The sequence below is a fragment of the Allobosea sp. 05T439 genome (assembly GCF_056396005.1).
Genome location: NZ_JBFTKP010000022.1, coordinates 50,005 through 66,223, shown reverse-complemented (window position 1 = coordinate 66,223; position 16,219 = coordinate 50,005). Strand labels below are relative to the sequence as shown.

Below are 16,219 nucleotides of genomic sequence, written 5' to 3'. Positions count from 1 at the left end.
CGCGCCCCTCAGCGGCGCCTGCGCCGGACCGAACGCCCGGCCTTGATCTCTAGCCTACGGAACCGCACGCCTCGCCCACGCCAGAGATCGCCCACGCGGCGCGGGGACGAGCCGCCTTGCCCTCTCCGTTCGCAGGCGTTCGACTTTGCAGCCACACCCGTCCGTATTGCGTCAAGTTCCAACATTCGGCGCCTGTTGCTGAGCGGACATTCGCCGCAACATTGGAGCCAAGGGCACCTTACCAAATCGCAATCCGGACCCAGACCGAAACCGATGAAGGACGAAGCTTCAATGCACGGTGCTTGAGAGCAGCTTGCGGGGCAGCGAGCTCATTCTCCTGCAGCCATCGGTTTCGACTACGATGGTTTCGCACAAACCCTCACGAAGCACGGCTTCACGCAGCACGGCATCGATCTCGCAGGCCAGGGCGCCCGGACGCATGGCTGCGAACTGCTCGTCCTGGAGCGCGACCAGACGCTCGGCGAGCAGTGAAAGTCCACGCTCGTCCCCGCCGATAAGCACCGGACGCATCAGTCGGGCGCCGTAATTGCGCAGTTTCGGGATCAGTTCGACATGGAGGATGTCGCTCTCGCCGAGCGGCTGCGCCGTCATCACGCCGTGCAGGAATTCGTGGTCGCCAATGCCGGGCAGGATCGGGCCGGTTTCGCCTGTATCGGCGCCGTTCTCGAGAAAGCAGGCAGCGGCGACGGCTGAGGCTGCCCTTGGCGAAAGCCCGGGCCGCGCCCTTTCCGCGATTGACCTCATCGCCTTGTCGGCGATGCTGGCGGCCTGGCCGATCTGGTTGATCTCGGCCGGCGACTTCACGGCCCGGAGCAGGTCGCTCGCCTGCGGCAGGTCGACAAAGCGAGCCTGCGGCAGAAGCGCCGCGAACCGGTCGCGCGTCGCGGCCGTAAAGCCATAGGAGAGATGATCGGCGCCGATCCGCGCGTTGCCGAGGCCCCGTCGACGGATTTCATCGGCCATCACGGCGTGGGGCTCAGCCGTATCGGGAAACCCGACGATATCGGCAAACCAACAGGCGGCGCGGCAGGGCCCGGCGTCGAGCTCCCGCAGGACGAACCACGGCTCGCCCTCGAGCGGCAGGAAAGCCGCGCGATACATTGTCTCCGAGACCGTGAAGCCTGTCAGCCATGCCAGGCATTCGGCATGGTCGACCAGCAGAAGCTCCGCGCCGACTTCCGCCATCGCGGCGCGGGCACGCGCCACCCGCCCCGCAAATTCCTCGCGCGAGAAGAGCGGGCTCACGCCACCTCGCAGATATCCAGGATGGTCAGCATGTAGATGCGGACCATGTCGAGGAAGTCGCGGATCTCGACGCGCTCGTCGGGCATGGTGTTGTAGCGCCCGCCGGGCCCGCAGACGATGCCTTCCATACCGGCTTCGGCATAGAGATGGCCGGCATCGGTGCCGAAGAAGCCCGGCGGCTTGATCGCGCCGGTCGGCTGCTTTTCGCCGCGCACCGCCTCATAGGCCGCATTGACCGTCTTGACGATGCGCGCGTCCCTGGCGACCTCGAAGGCCGGCATCGACTGGTGGCCTTCCTTCTTCTCGATGCGGATCGTGGTCTTCAGGCCGGGGAAGCGGGCCTCCAGCGCGGCGAGCTCGCGCTGCATGTCGGCGAGCGCGCCTTCTTGCGTCTGGCCGGGCGCATAGCGGCCGGAACCCTTGAGCTTGCAATAGTCGGCGACCTGCGGCGCGCGCCACTCGTGCAGTTCCTTGCCGAGCGCGCCATGGACGACGCCGACATGGACGCGGTTGATCGATTCATGCTCGGCGGTCAGAGCGCCGGAGAAGGTCATGCCGTTCAGCCGCGGGATCAGGTCGCAGGCCGCCATGACCGCGTCGACCGCCTGCTCGCGCTTCGAGAGATGGCGCGTGTTGCCGACGAGTTCGATGACGAAGGAGAAGGCGCAGGCGTGCATGGTCACGGCCTGCACGTCGGTCGGCTCGCTGTTGACGAAATAGTCGGCGCGGATGCCGCTGCGGATCGCAGCGACGGTGCCGACCCCGCCCTGAAGCTCGCCGACGACATAAGTCAGGACGACGTCGCCCTTCAGCTTCACGCCGGCATCGAGCAGCGTCTTCACCGCGCAATAGGAGGCCGCGTCGCCCGCCTTCATGTTGGATACGCCGATGCCGTAGATGAACTCGTCGTCGACGAGCCCGCCCCAGGGATCGACCGTCCAGCCCTCGGTTGCCGGGTTGGTGTCGAGATGGCCGTTGAACATCAGGCTCTTGCCGCCGCCTGTCCCCTTCCAGCGCCCGATGGCATTGGCGCGGCGGCCCTCATCGAAGGCCTGCGCCTCCGCCTCGATGCCCATCGCCTTCATCTGGTCGACGACATGATGGACGAGCGCCCGCTCGCCGTCGGTCTCGGAATAGCTCTTGTGCCTCGCCCAGTCTGAGAGGAGCGCGAGGCAGGCCTTCTCATCGAGGGAATGGATCAGGTCGCGGGGATTCATCGTCAGGGCCTCGAATGTCAGGCTGCCGCCGCGGCCGGAGCCGGCACGGCGTCGAGCAGGGAGCGGGTATAGGGGTGGAGGGTTCCGTCGGTCAGCGCGGTGACATCGACGAGGTCGACGAGGTCGCCGCGATACATCACCGCGACCCGGTGAGCGATCTGCCGCACCAGGTTGAGATCGTGGGTGATGAAGAGATAGGCCGTGCCGAAGCGCTTCTGCAGGTCGACCAGGAGCTCGACCACCGAGGCCTGCACGGAGACATCGAGCGCCGAGGTGATCTCGTCGCAGATCACGAGTTTTGGCTTCGAGGCGAAGGCGCGCGCGATCGCGACGCGCTGCTTCTCGCCGCCGGAAAGCTGATGCGGATAACGGTCCGCGAAAGCGGCCGGCAGCCTGACCTGCTCCAGCAGTTCGCCGATAGCAGCCGCATCCTTGCGCGCGCCCGGCTCGCCATAGAGTTCGAGCGGCCGCGACAGGATCTCGCGAATGCGCTGGCGCGGATTGAGCGAGGAATCCGGATGCTGGAAGATGATCTGGACGTCGCGGCGATAGGCGCGGTCCATGTCGTGGAGCCCCGCGATCCGGCGCCCGGCGAAGCGGATCTCGCCCTCGAAGCGGTTGAGGCCGGTCATCGCCCTGGCGAGCGTCGACTTGCCCGAACCGGACTCGCCGACGATGCCGAGGATCTCGCCCGGCATCACCGAGAGGCTGACCTCGCGATTGCCGGTGAACTGAGTGTTGGCGCGCCCGAGCAGCCGGCCGAGAAAGGGTTTGCGGCCGTAATGGACGCTGACCTTCTCGACCTCGACCAGCGGCGTGCCGGCGGCAGGCTTCGCCGTCTCGACGAGGCGGTGGTCGGGCCGGGGCACGGCGGCGAGCAGCTTTTGCGTATAGGCGTCGCGCGGGCGGGCGAAGACTTCGCCGACCGCGCCCTGCTCGACGATCTTGCCGCGATGGATCACCGCGACCTTGGTCGCGATCTGCGAGACGAGCGCGAGATCATGCGAGATATAGAGCGAGGCGACGCCGGTCTCAGCCTGCAGTTCCTTGAACAGGTCGAGGATCTGGCGGGCCGTGATCACGTCGAGCGCCGTCGTCGGTTCGTCGAAGATGATGCATTCCGGCTGGCAGGCGAAGGCGGTCGCGATGACGACGCGCTGCTTCTCGCCACCCGAGGCCTCGTGCGGATAGCGTCGCATCATCTGGCCGGGCACCTTCAGGCCGACATGGGCGAGACGCTCCTCGCCCTCGGCCCAGGCCTGCCTGGGCGTCAGGCCGCGATGGCGCACCAGCACCTCGGCCAGTTGCGTACCAAGCGAGAGCGTCGGGTTAAGCGAGGTGCTCGGATCCTGGAAGACCATGCCGATGCGCTTGCCGCGGATCGCCTCGATCTCGTCTTCCGAGACCTTCAGCAGATCCTGCCCGGTCAGCCGGATGGCACCGGCCTCGCGCGCGCTCTTCGGCAGGTGGCGCATGATCGCCCAGGCGAGCGAGGTCTTGCCCGAGCCGGATTCGCCGACGAGGCCGAGCACCTCGCCCCGGGCGATGGAGAGCGTCACGTCGTCGAGCGCGCGGGTAAAGCCCGCAGGCGTCGCGTAGTCGAGGCCGTAGCCGGCAATGTCGAGGATCGGGGTCGCCATCACCTCAGCTCCTCGGGTTCAGCGCGTCGCGCAAGCCATCGCCGAGCAGGTTGAAACCGATCGCGACCAGCGCGACGGCAAGGCTCGGCCACAGGATCATCCAGGGGCTCAGATGCATGAAGCGGCGGGCCTCCGCGACCATCAGCCCCCATTCCGAGGCCGGTGGCTGGGCGCCGAGCCCAAGGAAGGAGAGCGTCGCAAACAGCATCACCGCGAAGGCGACGCGGATCGTCATCTCGACGACGATCGGGGCGACGACATTCGGCAGCATCTCGCGCCCGACGATATAGGCGGCGCTCTCGCCGCGCGCGATGGCGGCGTTGACATAGTCCTGCTTGCGCACGGCGAGCGCGACCGAGCGTGTCACCCGCGCCATGCCGGGCGCGAAGGCGAGCGCGATGGCGAGAAGTGCGTTCATGCTGCTCTTGCCGAGCAGGTTCACGATCAGCAGCGCCAGCAGCAGGCTCGGGATCGACATGATGGCATCGACAGTGCGCATGATCGCCTCGTCGCTGCGCCCGCCGAGAAAGGCCGAGACCGTGCCGACCACGGCGCCGACCAGCGTGCCGAGCGCAGTTGCGATCACCGCCATGACGACCGTGGCGCGTGCCCCATGCAGCAGGCGGCTCAGGATATCGCGGCCATACTGGTCGGTTCCGAGCCAGAACTGCGCGCTCGGCGGCTTGTAGCGCATCAGCGGCGCCATCTTCTCGGGGTCGTAGGGCGCAAACCACGGCCCGACGATAACGGCGAGCAGGATCAGGCCGACGATGATCAGGCCGAGCGCACCTTGCGGCGAACGCAGCATCCGCTTGAGGATCTCAATCATACTGGATCCTCCGGTCGAGCCAGGCATAGGCGATGTCGGCGAGGAAATTGGCGACGGCGTAGGTCGTCGCAAGGATCAGCGCGCCGGCCTGGATGGATGGCAGGTCGCGCGCCTGGATCGCGACGATGAGCTGGCGCCCGATGCCCGGCAGCGCAAAAATCTCCTCGACGACGATGACGCCGCCGAGCAGATAGCCGACATCGAGCGCGACGATGGTGATGGTCGGCAGCAGCGCATTGCGCAGCGCGTGCTTGAACAGCACTTGCCGCTTCGACAGGCCCTTGAGGCGCGCTGCGCGGATATAGTCGGAATGCAGCACATCGACCAGTTCGGAGCGCACCATGCGCGAGACATGGGCGATCAGGATCAGCGAGACGGTCAGCACCGGCAGGACGAGATGCCTGAGGCCGCGCAGCGGATCCTCGGTCAGCGGCACATAGCCCGTCGCCGGCAGCCATTGCAGCCAATCCGCCAGCACCAGCACGACGAGCGTGGCGGTGACGAATTCCGGAAGCGAAACACCGACATAGGAGAGAAAGCTCACCCCCAGATCGGCGGCCCGGCCGCGTCGCACCGCCGCGATAATGCCGAGCGGGATCGCCAGCACCAGCATCAGCACGATCGAGAACAGCGCCAGCAGCAGCGAGCGCCCGAGCGCCTCGAGCATTGCGGGCGCAACCGGCTGGCCGGTGCGCATCGAGAGGCCGAAATCGCCGTGCAGGACGCCTGCGAGCCAGTGCAGGTACTGCAGCCAGATCGGGTCGTTCAGCCCCATCTTGACGCGCAGCGCCGCGAGCGCATCCGGCGTCGCGTTCTCACCCAGCATCATGACCGCAGCATCCGCCGGCAGGATCTGGGTGATCGCGAAGACGATCAGCGACACGACCAGCAGCGTGTAGCCTATCAGCAGGATCCTTTTGAGGATATAGGCGGGCGACACGCGCTTATGCCTCGCTTTTCGCTTGGAGCCGGATCCGATCAGATTGAATCAATCTGATCGGTGAAGCCGTCTCTCGCTTTGGAACGGGCTCAGCCGCGCTTCGGCGCGTTGGCGCCGAGCGAGACGAAATCCAGCCGGAAGACGGCGCCGCGCGGATGCAGCTGGTAGCCCTGTACCCAATCGCGCTGTCCGCCGAGCAGGTCGAAGAAAGCGGGAATGATCGAGGGCACCTCGTCATACATCAGCTTCTGCGCCTGCGCGTAGAGCGCGCGGCGCTTGGTCTCGTCGACCGTGGCGCGCGCCTCGAAGATCAGCTTGTCGAAGGCGGTATTGTTCCAGCGCGTCTCGTTCCAGGCAGCGTTCGAGGTGTAGAGCAGCGAGAAGATGGCGTCGGCCGTCGCCTGCATGTTGTAGAAGCCGACATAGAACGAGCCCTTCTTCCAGACCTGGTCGAGATAGGTCGCGTGCGGCATAGTCTCGACCTTGATGTCGAAACCGGCGGGCTTGGCCATCTCGCGCAGGGCCACGGCCAGCTGCGTGCGTTGGCCCGGACGATCCGAGGCGATCAGCGTCGCTTCCAGCCCCTTGGGATAGCCGGCCTCCGCCAGCAGCGCCTTGGCCTTGGCGATGTCGGCCTTCTTCGCCGGCAGCTCGGCGAAGAAGCGATAGGCCGGGCTGAGCGGGGTATCGTTGCCGGGCGAGCCAAAGCCCTCGGTGACGAAATCGACCATCGCGGCGCGATCGACGGTGAGCGCCAGCGCCTGGCGCACGCGCACATCGTTAAAGGGTTTTTGGTCGCAGCCGAAATTGACGTTGCAGAACTGGCCCGACGGCACGCGCAGCGCCTTGACGCCCGAGGCCTTCTGCAGCCGGCCGAACTCGGTCGGCGGCGTGGTGCTGATCAGATCGGTATCGCCGGCGATCAGCGCCGAGGCTTCGGCACTGACATCGGGGAAGACCACGACCTCGACCTTGTCGAGATAGGGCCGTGCCTTGTCGTAATAGGCCTCGTTGCGGGCGACCACGATCTGCCGCTCCGGCTCGAAGGAGACGAGCTTGAACGGGCCGGTGCCGATCGCCTGGCGGTCAAGCTTCTCCAGCCCGCCCTTGATGACGGCAGCCGGCACGATCTTGGCGTTGGTATAGGCTAGCGTCACCGGCAGATCGGCGAAGGGCGCCGACAGGGTGAAGACGACGGTCGCGTCGTCCTTGGCCGCGACCTTGGCGATCGGCCCGACATTCTGGCGTGCTGGCGAGGCAGTCTTGGCGTCGAGAATGGCCTCGAAGGTCGCGACCACATCGGAGGCCGTGCAAGCCGAGCCGTCATGGAAGGTCAGGCCCTTGCGGAGCGCGAAGCTCCATTCGGTCAAATCGGCGGAATTCGTCCAGGATTCAGCGAGATCGGGCTCGGCGCTCATGTCAGGATTCAGGCGCGTCAGGCCGGAATAGAGCAGTTCGGCAACGAGATATTCCGGGTTCACCCGGGTGACGAGCGGGTTGAGCTTGGAGACGGCCTGATCGACGCTGACGCGCAAGGTGCCGCCGCGCCGGGGCGCATTCTGGGCGAAGGCCGGCAGACCGGTCAGGCTAAGCCCGCCGAAGGCGGCGGAGGCGGCGAGGAAATCACGACGGTGGATGCTCGGCATGGAACGCTCCTTCAGCTTCGGGATATGAGAGGGGTCAGGCAAGGTCGGGGTTGAGCTCGGGCCTGAACTCGGCGGCGAGATAGGCGAGCACGGCGCGCGCCAGCGCGATGATGTCGGAGACCGTCGTGTACTCGCCCGGCGCGTGGATATTGCGGTCGGGGCGGCCGAGCCCGCCGAGCAGCACTTCCGACCGGCCGGTTGCGCGCTGGACCCAGCCGAAATCAGAGCAGCTCGCCGCGCCCCAGCGGCGGAAATCCTCCGGCGCATAGCCGAAGCCCGCGCCGACGGCGGCCTGCCAGCGCGGCCAGTGCGGCCCGGCCGGATCGCTGGTCGGAGCGAGATGTCCGATCAGCGCCGTCTCGACGGTCAGGCCGGGGACGGAAGCGACGGCGCGGCGCACCGTCTCCTCGATCTCGGCCAGCGCGTCCTCAAAAGCTTCCTCCGGCATGTAGCGGCGGTTTAGCGTGAGTTCGAGCAGGGCCGGCACCTGCCCGCCGGCCGTGCCGCCGCCAATGGTCGCGATGTTGAGCTGCGCGGCCAGTGCCGGTTTTCCCGGCGGTGGCGGCAGTGCGGACAGGCGGGTCGCCACCTCCGCCTTGAGACCAGCCAGCGCGTTCAGCAGCGGCAGCGAACCCTCGATCGCGTTGAGGCCGCTGCCGCGCCGGTTGCCTTCGCCGGCATGGACCGCCTGCCCGCGGACCCGCACCAGCAGGTTGAAGAGCCCGAAGCAGCCGGCCCAGATGCGCGCCTCGGCGCTGCCGTTGAAATTGATGATGGGAGCGTGGAGCCTGCCCAGCTCGGCGCCGACAGGGCCGTCGAGCCGGCCCTGCTCTGCGAGATAGCGGATGCCGGGATAGAGGCCGCCCTCCTCGTCGGTGCAGAACAGCAGCATCGGATCATAGGCGAGTGCGATGTTGCGGGCCTTGGCCGCCCGCAGCGCCAGCAGCACGGCTGCGATGCAGCCCTTCATGTCGGCAGCGCCGAGGCCGATCAGGCGTTCGCCATCGCGGGCCATCGAGAGCGGATCGGTCGTCCAGCCCGGTGCGGCCGGGACCGTGTCGACATGGAAATAGAGCCCGCAGACCGGCTTTCCGGTCTTGGCGGTCGCAATCAGATTCGTCCTGGTGCCAGCGGCCGGGCCGTTCGGGACACGCCAGAGCTCGTCCGGCACATCGACGCGCTCGGTTTCCAAGCCGAGCGGGCGCGTCAGCGCCTCTATCAGCGTCGCGAAGTCGCCATAGCCCTGCCCCGGCGGAAATGAGGTATCGACCGCGATCATCGCTCCGAGATCGGCGATCGCCGCCTCGACCGCCTCAGCAATCCAGGCGCCGGCGCGCTCCAGCCCCGCCGTCTCGCGCACAGCCTCGCGCGCCTCCTGCCCGTCACGGCTCATCGGACCGCCCTGCCCCGGCGCGGTGGCTGGGCGGCGCGGACGCGATCTGCCATGGAGATGGCTGAGGTAGCGGAGTGCATGGCCATTGGCGCTCAAGCAGCTTTCATATAAACTATATAGAAATAGGACTCAGCCTCATGCCTCCTGTCAATGCCAAAAAAGCGACCGCGCCTGCCGCGGGATTGATCAGCGGCGGCGACGTGGCGTCCACGCTGCCGAACCTCGTCTCCCTCGATTCCGCACCGCTCTATGAGCGCGTGAAGCGGCATATGTCGGAGGCGATCCTCGTCGGGGAATGGCAACCCGGCATGGTGCTGCCCAACGAAACCGCATTGGCGCAAGGGTTTGGCATCGCTGTGGGCACGGTGCGCCGGGCGATGAGCGACCTCGTTGCCGAGGGTTTGCTGTCACGTCGGCGCAAGACCGGCACGGTCGTCACCGGCCGCGCGCCGCATCATTCGCTGCGCTTCTTCTTCCAGTATTTCCGTCTCCACCGGGCTGACGGCAGCCTGGTGCGGTCGACAAGCCAGTTCCTGACGGTAGAGACGCGGCAGGCTACGCCCGAGCAAGCCCAGCGCCTACAGATCAGAGCTGGCGGTGTGGTCGCGATCCACCGCATTCGGCATGCGGACGGCCGCCCCGTCATGCATGACAAGTTGCTGCTCGCAGAAGAAAGAGTCCCAGGCCTACCCCGCGAGCCGGCAGCTCTGCCGCCGCTACTCTACCTTCATCTGCTGGAGCATTACGGCATTCGCATCTCAGCAGTTCGCGAGCAGATTACCGCTGAACTTGCCAATGATGAGGACATCGCCCTCCTCGATCTCGCCGGGCCGGAAGCAGTGCTCGCCATTGACGAGGTCGCCTACGATCAGGCGGGCCTGCCGACCATTCTCGGCCGGCATCGCGCCAGTACGCGCGCGCATGCTTACATCAATGAGGTTCGGTAGGCGCCGCAACCGGGCATGGGAGGGTCGGCCAAAAGCTGACGTTGGGTGCCTGCACGGGCTATATCGGTTGGCGGCCCATCAGGACGCGAACGTCCTGGCCAACGGTCAGCGCCTTCCTTGGGTGTGGCAGCGATTTACCCATCGCGCCGCAGATGGCCACCGTTGCGCGCGAATTGACGGCCGCCCAAAACGCCCTCCGCCGCATCGAGCCCCGTCTGATAGGCCCCGTGCGCAGTCGAGAAATCCTGCGTTGAACAGGCCTCGCCCGCGAAGAAGATGCGCTCGTCCCATGGGCTTGCCAGAATGGCGCGCGCCTCGACGCAGCCGGGGAGCGCGTGGCTGTAGGAGCCCCTGATGAAGAGCGATTTCGCCCAACGCGTCTGGGCGACCGGTTTCAGCCGGCGGCGGATGCCGGCGCCGAAAAGGCCGGCGAGCTCGTCCTTGGCGAAGGCGACCATGTCCTCGCCCGATTCGAGTTCGCGCGCCGCGGCGCCGCAGATGAAGCCCTCGATCAAGGGTCGGCCGAACGGGCGCAAATGGTAGCTGCCGGTCTTCGCTTCATGCGGGTTTCCCAGCACCTGCGTGTCCGGCTCCAGATCGTCCGGGCGGTCGATCGCGAAGGAGACCTTATCGGCGAGGCCGAGCGGCAGGCGGGACGCCGCCTCGATGTGGTCGGCAAGCGCCGCCGGCAAGCGGATTGCGCCTGAAGCCAGGACATCGGTCGAGACCGTGATGATCGCAGCCCCTGCCCTGATCGTGCCCGAGCCCGTGACGATGGCGAGTTGGGATTGGTCAGCCTCGATTGCCGAGACGGGCATGCCGAGCGAGATCGGCAGCCCGGATGCCGCCCTGGCGATGAGCGCGCCATAGCCCTCGATGACGCGCCAGTTCACGCCCGTATCCGCATCGGCGAAGGCGAGATAGTCGCGGATCGAGAGCGTCTCGAGGTCAGTTCCGTTGATATAGCTGCTGACGGCCTCGAGATAGGGATTCCAGGTGCCGCCCTCCTCCAGCAGATCGGAGGCCCGGTCAGTCTCGGCCGGGGCCTGGCGCAGGCGCTGCTCGAAGCCGGCGAAGGCGGCGCGGGCCGCCATCTGATCGGCGGCGGGGAAGCCGATATTCCTGAACTGGCGCCCCCAGGGCGGCAGCGTCCTGTCGATGGTGAAGCCGAGATCCGGCGCCAGCGCGGTCCAGGGATTGCGCTCGGCTGAGTGCAGCCAGCCACAGCCGAGATCGATCGGCAAACCCTCGTGCCGGATGGTCCAGGCGCGGCCGCCGACCCTGTCGCCGGCCTCGATGACGGCGAGCGACAGACCGGCTTCGCCAAGCCGTCGCGCTGCCGCGATCCCGGCCGCGCCGGCGCCGACCACGACGACATCGAGTTCCGCGCTCATTCGACCGTCCTTGCTGCTGCGCCCAGTTCCAGCCAGTCGAGCTCTTCCTCGAGCCGATGGAAGGCATCGTCGCCGATCGTGCCGTCGCGCCGCAGGGCCAGCGCCTTGTCGCGCGCCGCGGCGAGTGCATCGCGCCGGAGTTGGTTCTGCGTGGTATCGAACTCGTCGCTGTCGCGCGTCTGCGCGAGCATGTCGTCATATTCGCGGCGCACCGCCAGCGCGGCCTCCGACGGCGCATCGCGGATCGTTGCAATGGCCGCCTTGAGGGCGAGCTTTCGCGCCATGCGAAACTCGCGCTCGACCGGGCGGTCGTCCCGCGGCGACAGCCGGCGCAGCAGCAGCGGCAGGGTCAGCCCCTGGATCAACAACGTCCCGACCACAACTGTGAAGGCGCAGAGCAGGATCAGGTCGCGGTGCGGAAAACCGCCCGGCAGGGCATAGGCGGCCGCAAGCGTGACGATGCCGCGCATGCCGCACCATGCGATGATCAGGCCATCGCTGCCAGCCGTTGACGCCGGGCGCGTCTCGTCCTTCGCGCCCTCCGTGGCCCGGCGCGTCAGTTTCGCGATCGCCTGATAGGTCATGACCCAGCTCAGGCGCACGATGATGACGGTTGCCAGGACGGCCAGCGCAATGACGGGAAAGGCGCCGATCTCACGCGGGCTGAGATTGGCGAGGATAGGCCGCAATTGCAGGCCGATCAGCACGAAAGCCAGGGTCTGGAGCACGAAGACGGTCGTCTCCCAGACCGCATAAGACGGGATGCGAAGGCGCGCGCTGGTGCGGGCGGGCGCGGTGCGCGCAATCACCATGGCATAGACGACGATGGTGATGATGCCCGACAGATGCAGCCGCTCCGCCAGGATCCAGACCCCGAATGTCGTGATGAACTGCAGGATGATGGCGCTCGGCGGGTCCTTGAACGCGCCGAGGAAGCGGACCAGCGACCAGCCGAGAAACGCGCCGAGCCCGATACTGCCGATGACGACGAGGCCGAAGGTCGGCAGCGCCGAGGCTGGCGAGAAGCCCCCGACGAGCACGGCCCCGACGGCAACGCGATAGATCAGCAGCGCGGTCGCGTCGTTCAGCAGGCTTTCGCCTTCCAGGATGACGAGGAGCCGATGCGGCGGGCGCAGGCGGCGCAGAACGGCGGTCGCCGCGACAGCATCGGGCGGCGCGACGATCGCGCCGAGCGCCACGGCGGCGGCCCAGGGCAGATCCGGCACCAGCCACCGGGCGACCGCCGCGACCGCGACCGTCGTCACCCCGACGGCAACGACGACGAGACTGCCGACGGAGAGCCAGTTCCGGCGCAGGTCGCGCGGCGAGGTATCGAAGGCGGCGTCGAGCAGGATCGGCGCGACGAACAGGGCGAGCACCAGTTCGGGATCGAGCGCGAATTCCGGTGCGTTCGGAACCAGCGCCAGCGCCGTCCCGGCGACCGCGAGCACGACCGGATAAGGCACGCCGATGCGCCGCGCGCCCGCCGAGAGCAGCACCGCCCCCAGCATGATGGCCAGGATCGACTCGAAGAAGATCATCGCCGGATTTTGCGCGGGGCCGCCGGCATTGTCGATTGGCGGGCAGATCAGTTTGGCGGCAAGCCCGATCGCAGGAGGCGGACCGCAGGATGAGCGCGGCTGAGGCCGTCACGCGCATATCCTCGCGCCCCTGCCCTGCCGCTGCGGGCAGCCTGCACTCTGGCGGATGACCGGAGCGCCATGACAGGAACGCGCTAGAGCATCGGACCGAAAGGTGGAATCCGGTTTTCGGAAGAATCCGATGCTCGAACAAAGAGCGAGATCGCCGCTCCTGTCCGAACGGACGCACGGCGATCTGGGCTGGCAGTTTGCATCCGGGCTCTCCTGGGATACGCCTTTAGGCCTGTGGGCATGGCGTTCCCCCATCTGGCTTCGGGAGGTTGCAGCGTGGCACTTTTGACCCGACGGCGTTTCGTCGCCTCACTTCCGGCTCTGGCATCCGCGCTGGCATCGCCGCTGCGCGCGCAGGTCGGCACCCCGACAGGCACCGGCACGACACTGTTCCAGGACGTCCGCATCTTCGACGGGACGGGCAGCGGGCTCTCGGCACCGTCGCATGTGCTCGTCCGCGGCAATCTGATCGAGCGCATCGCGACGGCCCCAATCACTGCGGAGCCCGGCACCGTGGTCATCGCGGGCGGCGGGCGAACGCTGATGCCGGGGCTGACCGACATGCACTGGCACGCGATGCTGGTGCGCTCGACGCCGTCGCAATCGCTCTTCGGCAATCTCGGCTTCAATTATCTGACGGCCGGCGCCGAGGCGACCGAGACCCTGATGCGCGGCTTCACCACGGTCCGCGACATGGGCGGCCCGTCCTTCGGCCTCAAGCAGGCCATCGATGGCGGCGTGCTGCCCGGGCCCCGCATCTATCCCTCCGGTGCGGTCATCACGGTGACCAGCGGGCATGGGGATTTCCGCCAGCTGACCGACCTGCCGCGCGCGCAGGGCTCACTGTCGCGGATGGAGCAGGTCGGCGGCAGCATGGTCGCCGACAGCCCCGACGAGGTGCGCATGCGGGTGCGCGAGCAGCTGATGCAGGGCGCCTCCCAGATCAAGCTGACGGCCGGCGGCGGCGTCGCCTCGCCGTTCAGCCCGCTCGATGTCTCGACCTTCACCGCAGACGAGCTGCGCGCCGCCGTGGAGGCCGCCGAGAACTGGGGGACCTATGTCACCGTCCACGCCTACACGCCGGCGGCGATCACCCGCGCGATCTCCGTCGGGGTGAAATGCATCGAGCACGGTCACTTGATGGACGAGGCGTCGGCTCGGCTGATCGCGGAAAAGGACATCTGGCTGAGCACGCAAGCCTTCCCGGACGAGATGGCGGAGGCCTTTCCGCCGGGCTCGGGCGAGCGGGCCAAGGCCTATACCGTGTTTGCCGGCACGGAGAAGACCTTCGCGCTGGCGAAGAAATACAAGCTCAAGCTCGCTTTCGGCACCGACATCCTGTTTTCGCCGCAGCTTGCGAAGCGGCATGGCGAACTTCTCGCCAAGTGGAMGCGCTGGTTCACCCCCGCCGAAACCCTGGCCATGGCGACCAGCACGAATGCGCGGCTGCTCGAACTGTCCGGCCTGCGCAATCCCTATCCGGGAAAACTCGGCGTGGTTGCGCCCAACGCCCTAGCCGATCTGCTGCTTGTCGACGGCAATCCGCTCGAGAACATCAATCTCGTCGCTGATCCGCACCGGTCTTTCGTCGTGATCATGAAGGACGGCAAGATCTACAAGAATGCGCTGCCGGGCTGAGGGCCTAAGGCGGCTCTGATGCCGCCATAGTCTTTCCTGCCCTGCTGGCGGAACCCCGATGGGGCCAGGGCATTCCAAGGTCGTGGGGGACTTTTGACGAACCGTGAACCGCCTTCGTCTGCGTGGAAACCAGGCCGGAACTGGCCGTAAACAGCGAAAGGACAAGCCGTGACGATCGCCAAGAACACGATCTGCCTCTGGTACGACAAGGACGCGGAAGCGGCCGCCCGCTTCTACGCCGAGACCTTTCCGGACAGCGCGGTGGGGGCCGTCCGCCGCGCCCCGACCGATTTCCCCTCCGGCAAGGCGGGCGACGTGCTGACGGTCGACTTCACCGTCGCCGGCATCCCTTGCCTCGGCCTGAATGGCGGGCCCGCCTTCAAGCATAACGAAGCCTTCTCGTTCCAGATCGCCACCGACGACCAGCAGGAAACCGACCGCGACTGGAACGCGATCGTCGGCAATGGCGGGCAGGAAAGCGCCTGCGGCTGGTGCCGGGACAAATGGGGCATCTCCTGGCAGATCACGCCGCGCGTGCTGACCGAGGCCATGGCGGCCGGCGGCGAGGAAGCAAAGCGCGCCTTCACCGCGATGATGACCATGAAAAAGATCGATGTCGCCGCGATCGAGGCGGCGCGGCGCGGCTGAGGCTCGCAAGGGGGTTTTGCCCATTGTAGCCCCGCCGGCCATTGCGATACCGGGTCGTGTCCGGCGCAGATCCAGAGACGCTGCGTCGCGCTGGCGCGGCGGGCGCAGCTTGGGGATGCCGGATCCCCGCCGCGGCTCGATCCCGCTTGAAGGCCAGCCCATGCGGCATTATCTTACCATCGTCTTACCCACGGCATTTGGACACCATGGCAAGCGCGCCGAAATTGACAACGACGGTCTCCACGAAGGGCCAGGTCATTCTGCCCAGCTCCATTCGCCAGCGGCGCGAATGGGGGGCCGGAACGCGCCTCATCGTCGAAGAGACACTCGATGGCGTGCTGCTGAAGCCGGCTCCTGCCTTTGCGGAGACCCAGCCTCAGGACGTCTTTGGCGTTCTCCCGCCTGTCGGCAGGGCGAAGACGCTGGAAGAGATGGCGGCGAGTGTTCTGGCTGAGGCAAAGCGCCGGCATGCTCGCGATTGATACCAATCTGATCGTTCGCTACCTGACGGGCGACCATCCCCGGCAATCAGAGCGCGCGCGCATTCTGATCGACGGACAGCCGGTTTTCGTCGCGCAAACCGTGATGCTCGAGGTCGAATGGGTGCTGCGCAGCGCCTATGAGTATGATGCGGCCGATATCACCCGGGCCTTGAGAGCCTTTGCCGGCCTTCCCACAGTGACGGTCGAAGACGGCGCGGTGGTCGCTGCTGCCTTGGATCTGACTGAGCGCGGCATGGACTTCGCCGATGCCCTGCATCTCTGCAAGTCGGCCCATTGCGAGGGTTTCGCGACGTTCGATCGCAAGTTCATCACATTGGCGAAGGCGGCGGGCTATCGGCAGGTGCGAGAAGCCTGACAGGCAGGTCAGCGCGCGCCCCCAAACGAAAACGGCCCCGCATCACTGCGGAGCCGTCTTCCGTCGGGAGCTCACGCGGGGAGCTCGACCTTGGATGCCGCAGGTCTGACCAAGCAGGCCAGGAGCGAGCGGCCCGACTGCCTTACGACCT

14 protein-coding genes are annotated in these 16,219 nt (G+C 67.0%); 5 read left to right on the top strand and 9 right to left on the bottom strand.

Annotated elements, in window-relative coordinates; all coding sequences use genetic code 11:
- Nucleotides 1-288: 288 nt before the first annotated feature.
- The 7 genes from AC1DIO_RS22810 to AC1DIO_RS22780 all read right to left on the bottom strand — a co-directional run bounded on the left by AC1DIO_RS22810 (nucleotide 289) and on the right by AC1DIO_RS22780 (nucleotide 8,931).
- Entirely contained in the window at nucleotides 289-1,266 is a 978-nt protein-coding gene (locus tag AC1DIO_RS22810; RefSeq protein WP_476854112.1) for a M24 family metallopeptidase, read from the bottom strand.
- Nucleotides 1,263-2,483, bottom strand: coding sequence for a M20 family metallopeptidase (locus AC1DIO_RS22805; RefSeq protein ID WP_441488396.1), 1,221 nt, complete (start codon nucleotides 2,481-2,483; stop codon nucleotides 1,263-1,265). The genes AC1DIO_RS22810 and AC1DIO_RS22805 overlap by 4 nt, the downstream gene beginning before the upstream one ends.
- A 17-nt stretch (nucleotides 2,484-2,500) precedes the next feature.
- On the bottom strand, nucleotides 2,501-4,123 hold the full coding sequence (locus AC1DIO_RS22800; RefSeq protein WP_441488397.1) for a dipeptide ABC transporter ATP-binding protein: 1,623 nt from the start codon (nucleotides 4,121-4,123) through the stop codon (nucleotides 2,501-2,503).
- Nucleotides 4,124-4,127: 4 nt separating this feature from the next.
- A complete protein-coding gene (locus tag AC1DIO_RS22795) occupies nucleotides 4,128-4,952 on the bottom strand; it encodes an ABC transporter permease (protein ID WP_441488398.1) in 825 nt (274 codons plus the stop codon).
- Nucleotides 4,945-5,892, bottom strand: a complete 948-nt coding sequence (locus AC1DIO_RS22790) for an ABC transporter permease (RefSeq protein ID WP_441488399.1) — start codon at nucleotides 5,890-5,892, stop codon at nucleotides 4,945-4,947. The genes AC1DIO_RS22795 and AC1DIO_RS22790 overlap by 8 nt, the downstream gene beginning before the upstream one ends.
- An 89-nt stretch (nucleotides 5,893-5,981) precedes the next feature.
- On the bottom strand, nucleotides 5,982-7,538 hold the full coding sequence (locus tag AC1DIO_RS22785; RefSeq protein WP_441488400.1) for an ABC transporter substrate-binding protein: 1,557 nt from the start codon (nucleotides 7,536-7,538) through the stop codon (nucleotides 5,982-5,984).
- Nucleotides 7,539-7,572: 34 nt separating this feature from the next.
- Complete coding sequence (locus tag AC1DIO_RS22780; protein ID WP_441488401.1) at nucleotides 7,573-8,931, bottom strand: M20 family metallopeptidase; 1,359 nt, start codon at nucleotides 8,929-8,931, stop codon at nucleotides 7,573-7,575.
- A 182-nt stretch (nucleotides 8,932-9,113) separates the two neighbouring features.
- Here AC1DIO_RS22780 and AC1DIO_RS22775 point away from each other — a divergent pair, with 182 nt between their 5' ends.
- On the top strand, nucleotides 9,114-9,878 hold the full coding sequence (locus tag AC1DIO_RS22775; protein WP_441507940.1) for a GntR family transcriptional regulator: 765 nt from the start codon (nucleotides 9,114-9,116) through the stop codon (nucleotides 9,876-9,878).
- Nucleotides 9,879-10,012: 134 nt separating this feature from the next.
- On the opposite strand, the gene AC1DIO_RS22770 is transcribed toward AC1DIO_RS22775, so the two are convergent.
- Together AC1DIO_RS22770 and AC1DIO_RS22765 are read right to left on the bottom strand one after the other, a co-directional pair.
- Nucleotides 10,013-11,272: a flavin monoamine oxidase family protein gene (locus AC1DIO_RS22770; RefSeq protein ID WP_441507941.1), complete on the bottom strand. Its 1,260-nt coding sequence runs from the start codon at nucleotides 11,270-11,272 to the stop codon at nucleotides 10,013-10,015.
- Complete coding sequence (locus AC1DIO_RS22765) at nucleotides 11,269-12,813, bottom strand: cation:proton antiporter (RefSeq protein WP_441507942.1); 1,545 nt, start codon at nucleotides 12,811-12,813, stop codon at nucleotides 11,269-11,271. Before AC1DIO_RS22765 ends, AC1DIO_RS22770 begins: the two co-directional genes overlap by 4 nt.
- Nucleotides 12,814-13,164: 351 nt before the next feature.
- Between AC1DIO_RS22765 and AC1DIO_RS22760 the strand changes: the two genes are divergently transcribed.
- The 4 genes from AC1DIO_RS22760 (at nucleotide 13,165) to AC1DIO_RS22745 (ending at nucleotide 16,068) form a co-directional block, all read left to right on the top strand.
- Nucleotides 13,165-14,562 (top strand): metal-dependent hydrolase family protein, encoded by a 1,398-nt coding sequence (locus AC1DIO_RS22760; RefSeq protein WP_476854111.1) that lies wholly within the window; start codon nucleotides 13,165-13,167, stop codon nucleotides 14,560-14,562.
- A 174-nt stretch (nucleotides 14,563-14,736) separates the two neighbouring features.
- Complete coding sequence (locus AC1DIO_RS22755) at nucleotides 14,737-15,210, top strand: VOC family protein (RefSeq protein ID WP_441507955.1); 474 nt, start codon at nucleotides 14,737-14,739, stop codon at nucleotides 15,208-15,210.
- A 206-nt stretch (nucleotides 15,211-15,416) separates the two neighbouring features.
- Nucleotides 15,417-15,692: an AbrB/MazE/SpoVT family DNA-binding domain-containing protein gene (locus AC1DIO_RS22750; protein WP_441507944.1), complete on the top strand. Its 276-nt coding sequence runs from the start codon at nucleotides 15,417-15,419 to the stop codon at nucleotides 15,690-15,692.
- Nucleotides 15,679-16,068: a type II toxin-antitoxin system VapC family toxin gene (locus AC1DIO_RS22745; protein ID WP_441488406.1), complete on the top strand. Its 390-nt coding sequence runs from the start codon at nucleotides 15,679-15,681 to the stop codon at nucleotides 16,066-16,068. Before AC1DIO_RS22750 ends, AC1DIO_RS22745 begins: the two co-directional genes overlap by 14 nt.
- Nucleotides 16,069-16,219 lie beyond the last annotated feature (151 nt).

What these genes read in the sequence shown, in the direction of transcription:
- AC1DIO_RS22795 (WP_441488398.1), bottom strand. Translation starts at nt 4,952, where the DNA reads ATGATTGAGATCCTCAAGCGGATGCTGCGTTCGCCGCAAGGTGCGCTC.
- AC1DIO_RS22780 (WP_441488401.1), bottom strand. Translation starts at nt 8,931, where the DNA reads ATGAGCCGTGACGGGCAGGAGGCGCGCGAGGCTGTGCGCGAGACGGCG.
- AC1DIO_RS22805 (WP_441488396.1), bottom strand. Translation starts at nt 2,483, where the DNA reads ATGAATCCCCGCGACCTGATCCATTCCCTCGATGAGAAGGCCTGCCTC.
- AC1DIO_RS22770 (WP_441507941.1), bottom strand. Translation starts at nt 11,272, where the DNA reads ATGAGCGCGGAACTCGATGTCGTCGTGGTCGGCGCCGGCGCGGCCGGG.
- AC1DIO_RS22800 (WP_441488397.1), bottom strand. Translation starts at nt 4,123, where the DNA reads ATGGCGACCCCGATCCTCGACATTGCCGGCTACGGCCTCGACTACGCG.
- AC1DIO_RS22765 (WP_441507942.1), bottom strand. Translation starts at nt 12,813, where the DNA reads ATGATCTTCTTCGAGTCGATCCTGGCCATCATGCTGGGGGCGGTGCTG.
- AC1DIO_RS22750 (WP_441507944.1), top strand. Translation starts at nt 15,417, where the DNA reads ATGGCAAGCGCGCCGAAATTGACAACGACGGTCTCCACGAAGGGCCAG.
- AC1DIO_RS22785 (WP_441488400.1), bottom strand. Translation starts at nt 7,538, where the DNA reads ATGCCGAGCATCCACCGTCGTGATTTCCTCGCCGCCTCCGCCGCCTTC.
- AC1DIO_RS22745 (WP_441488406.1), top strand. Translation starts at nt 15,679, where the DNA reads ATGCTCGCGATTGATACCAATCTGATCGTTCGCTACCTGACGGGCGAC.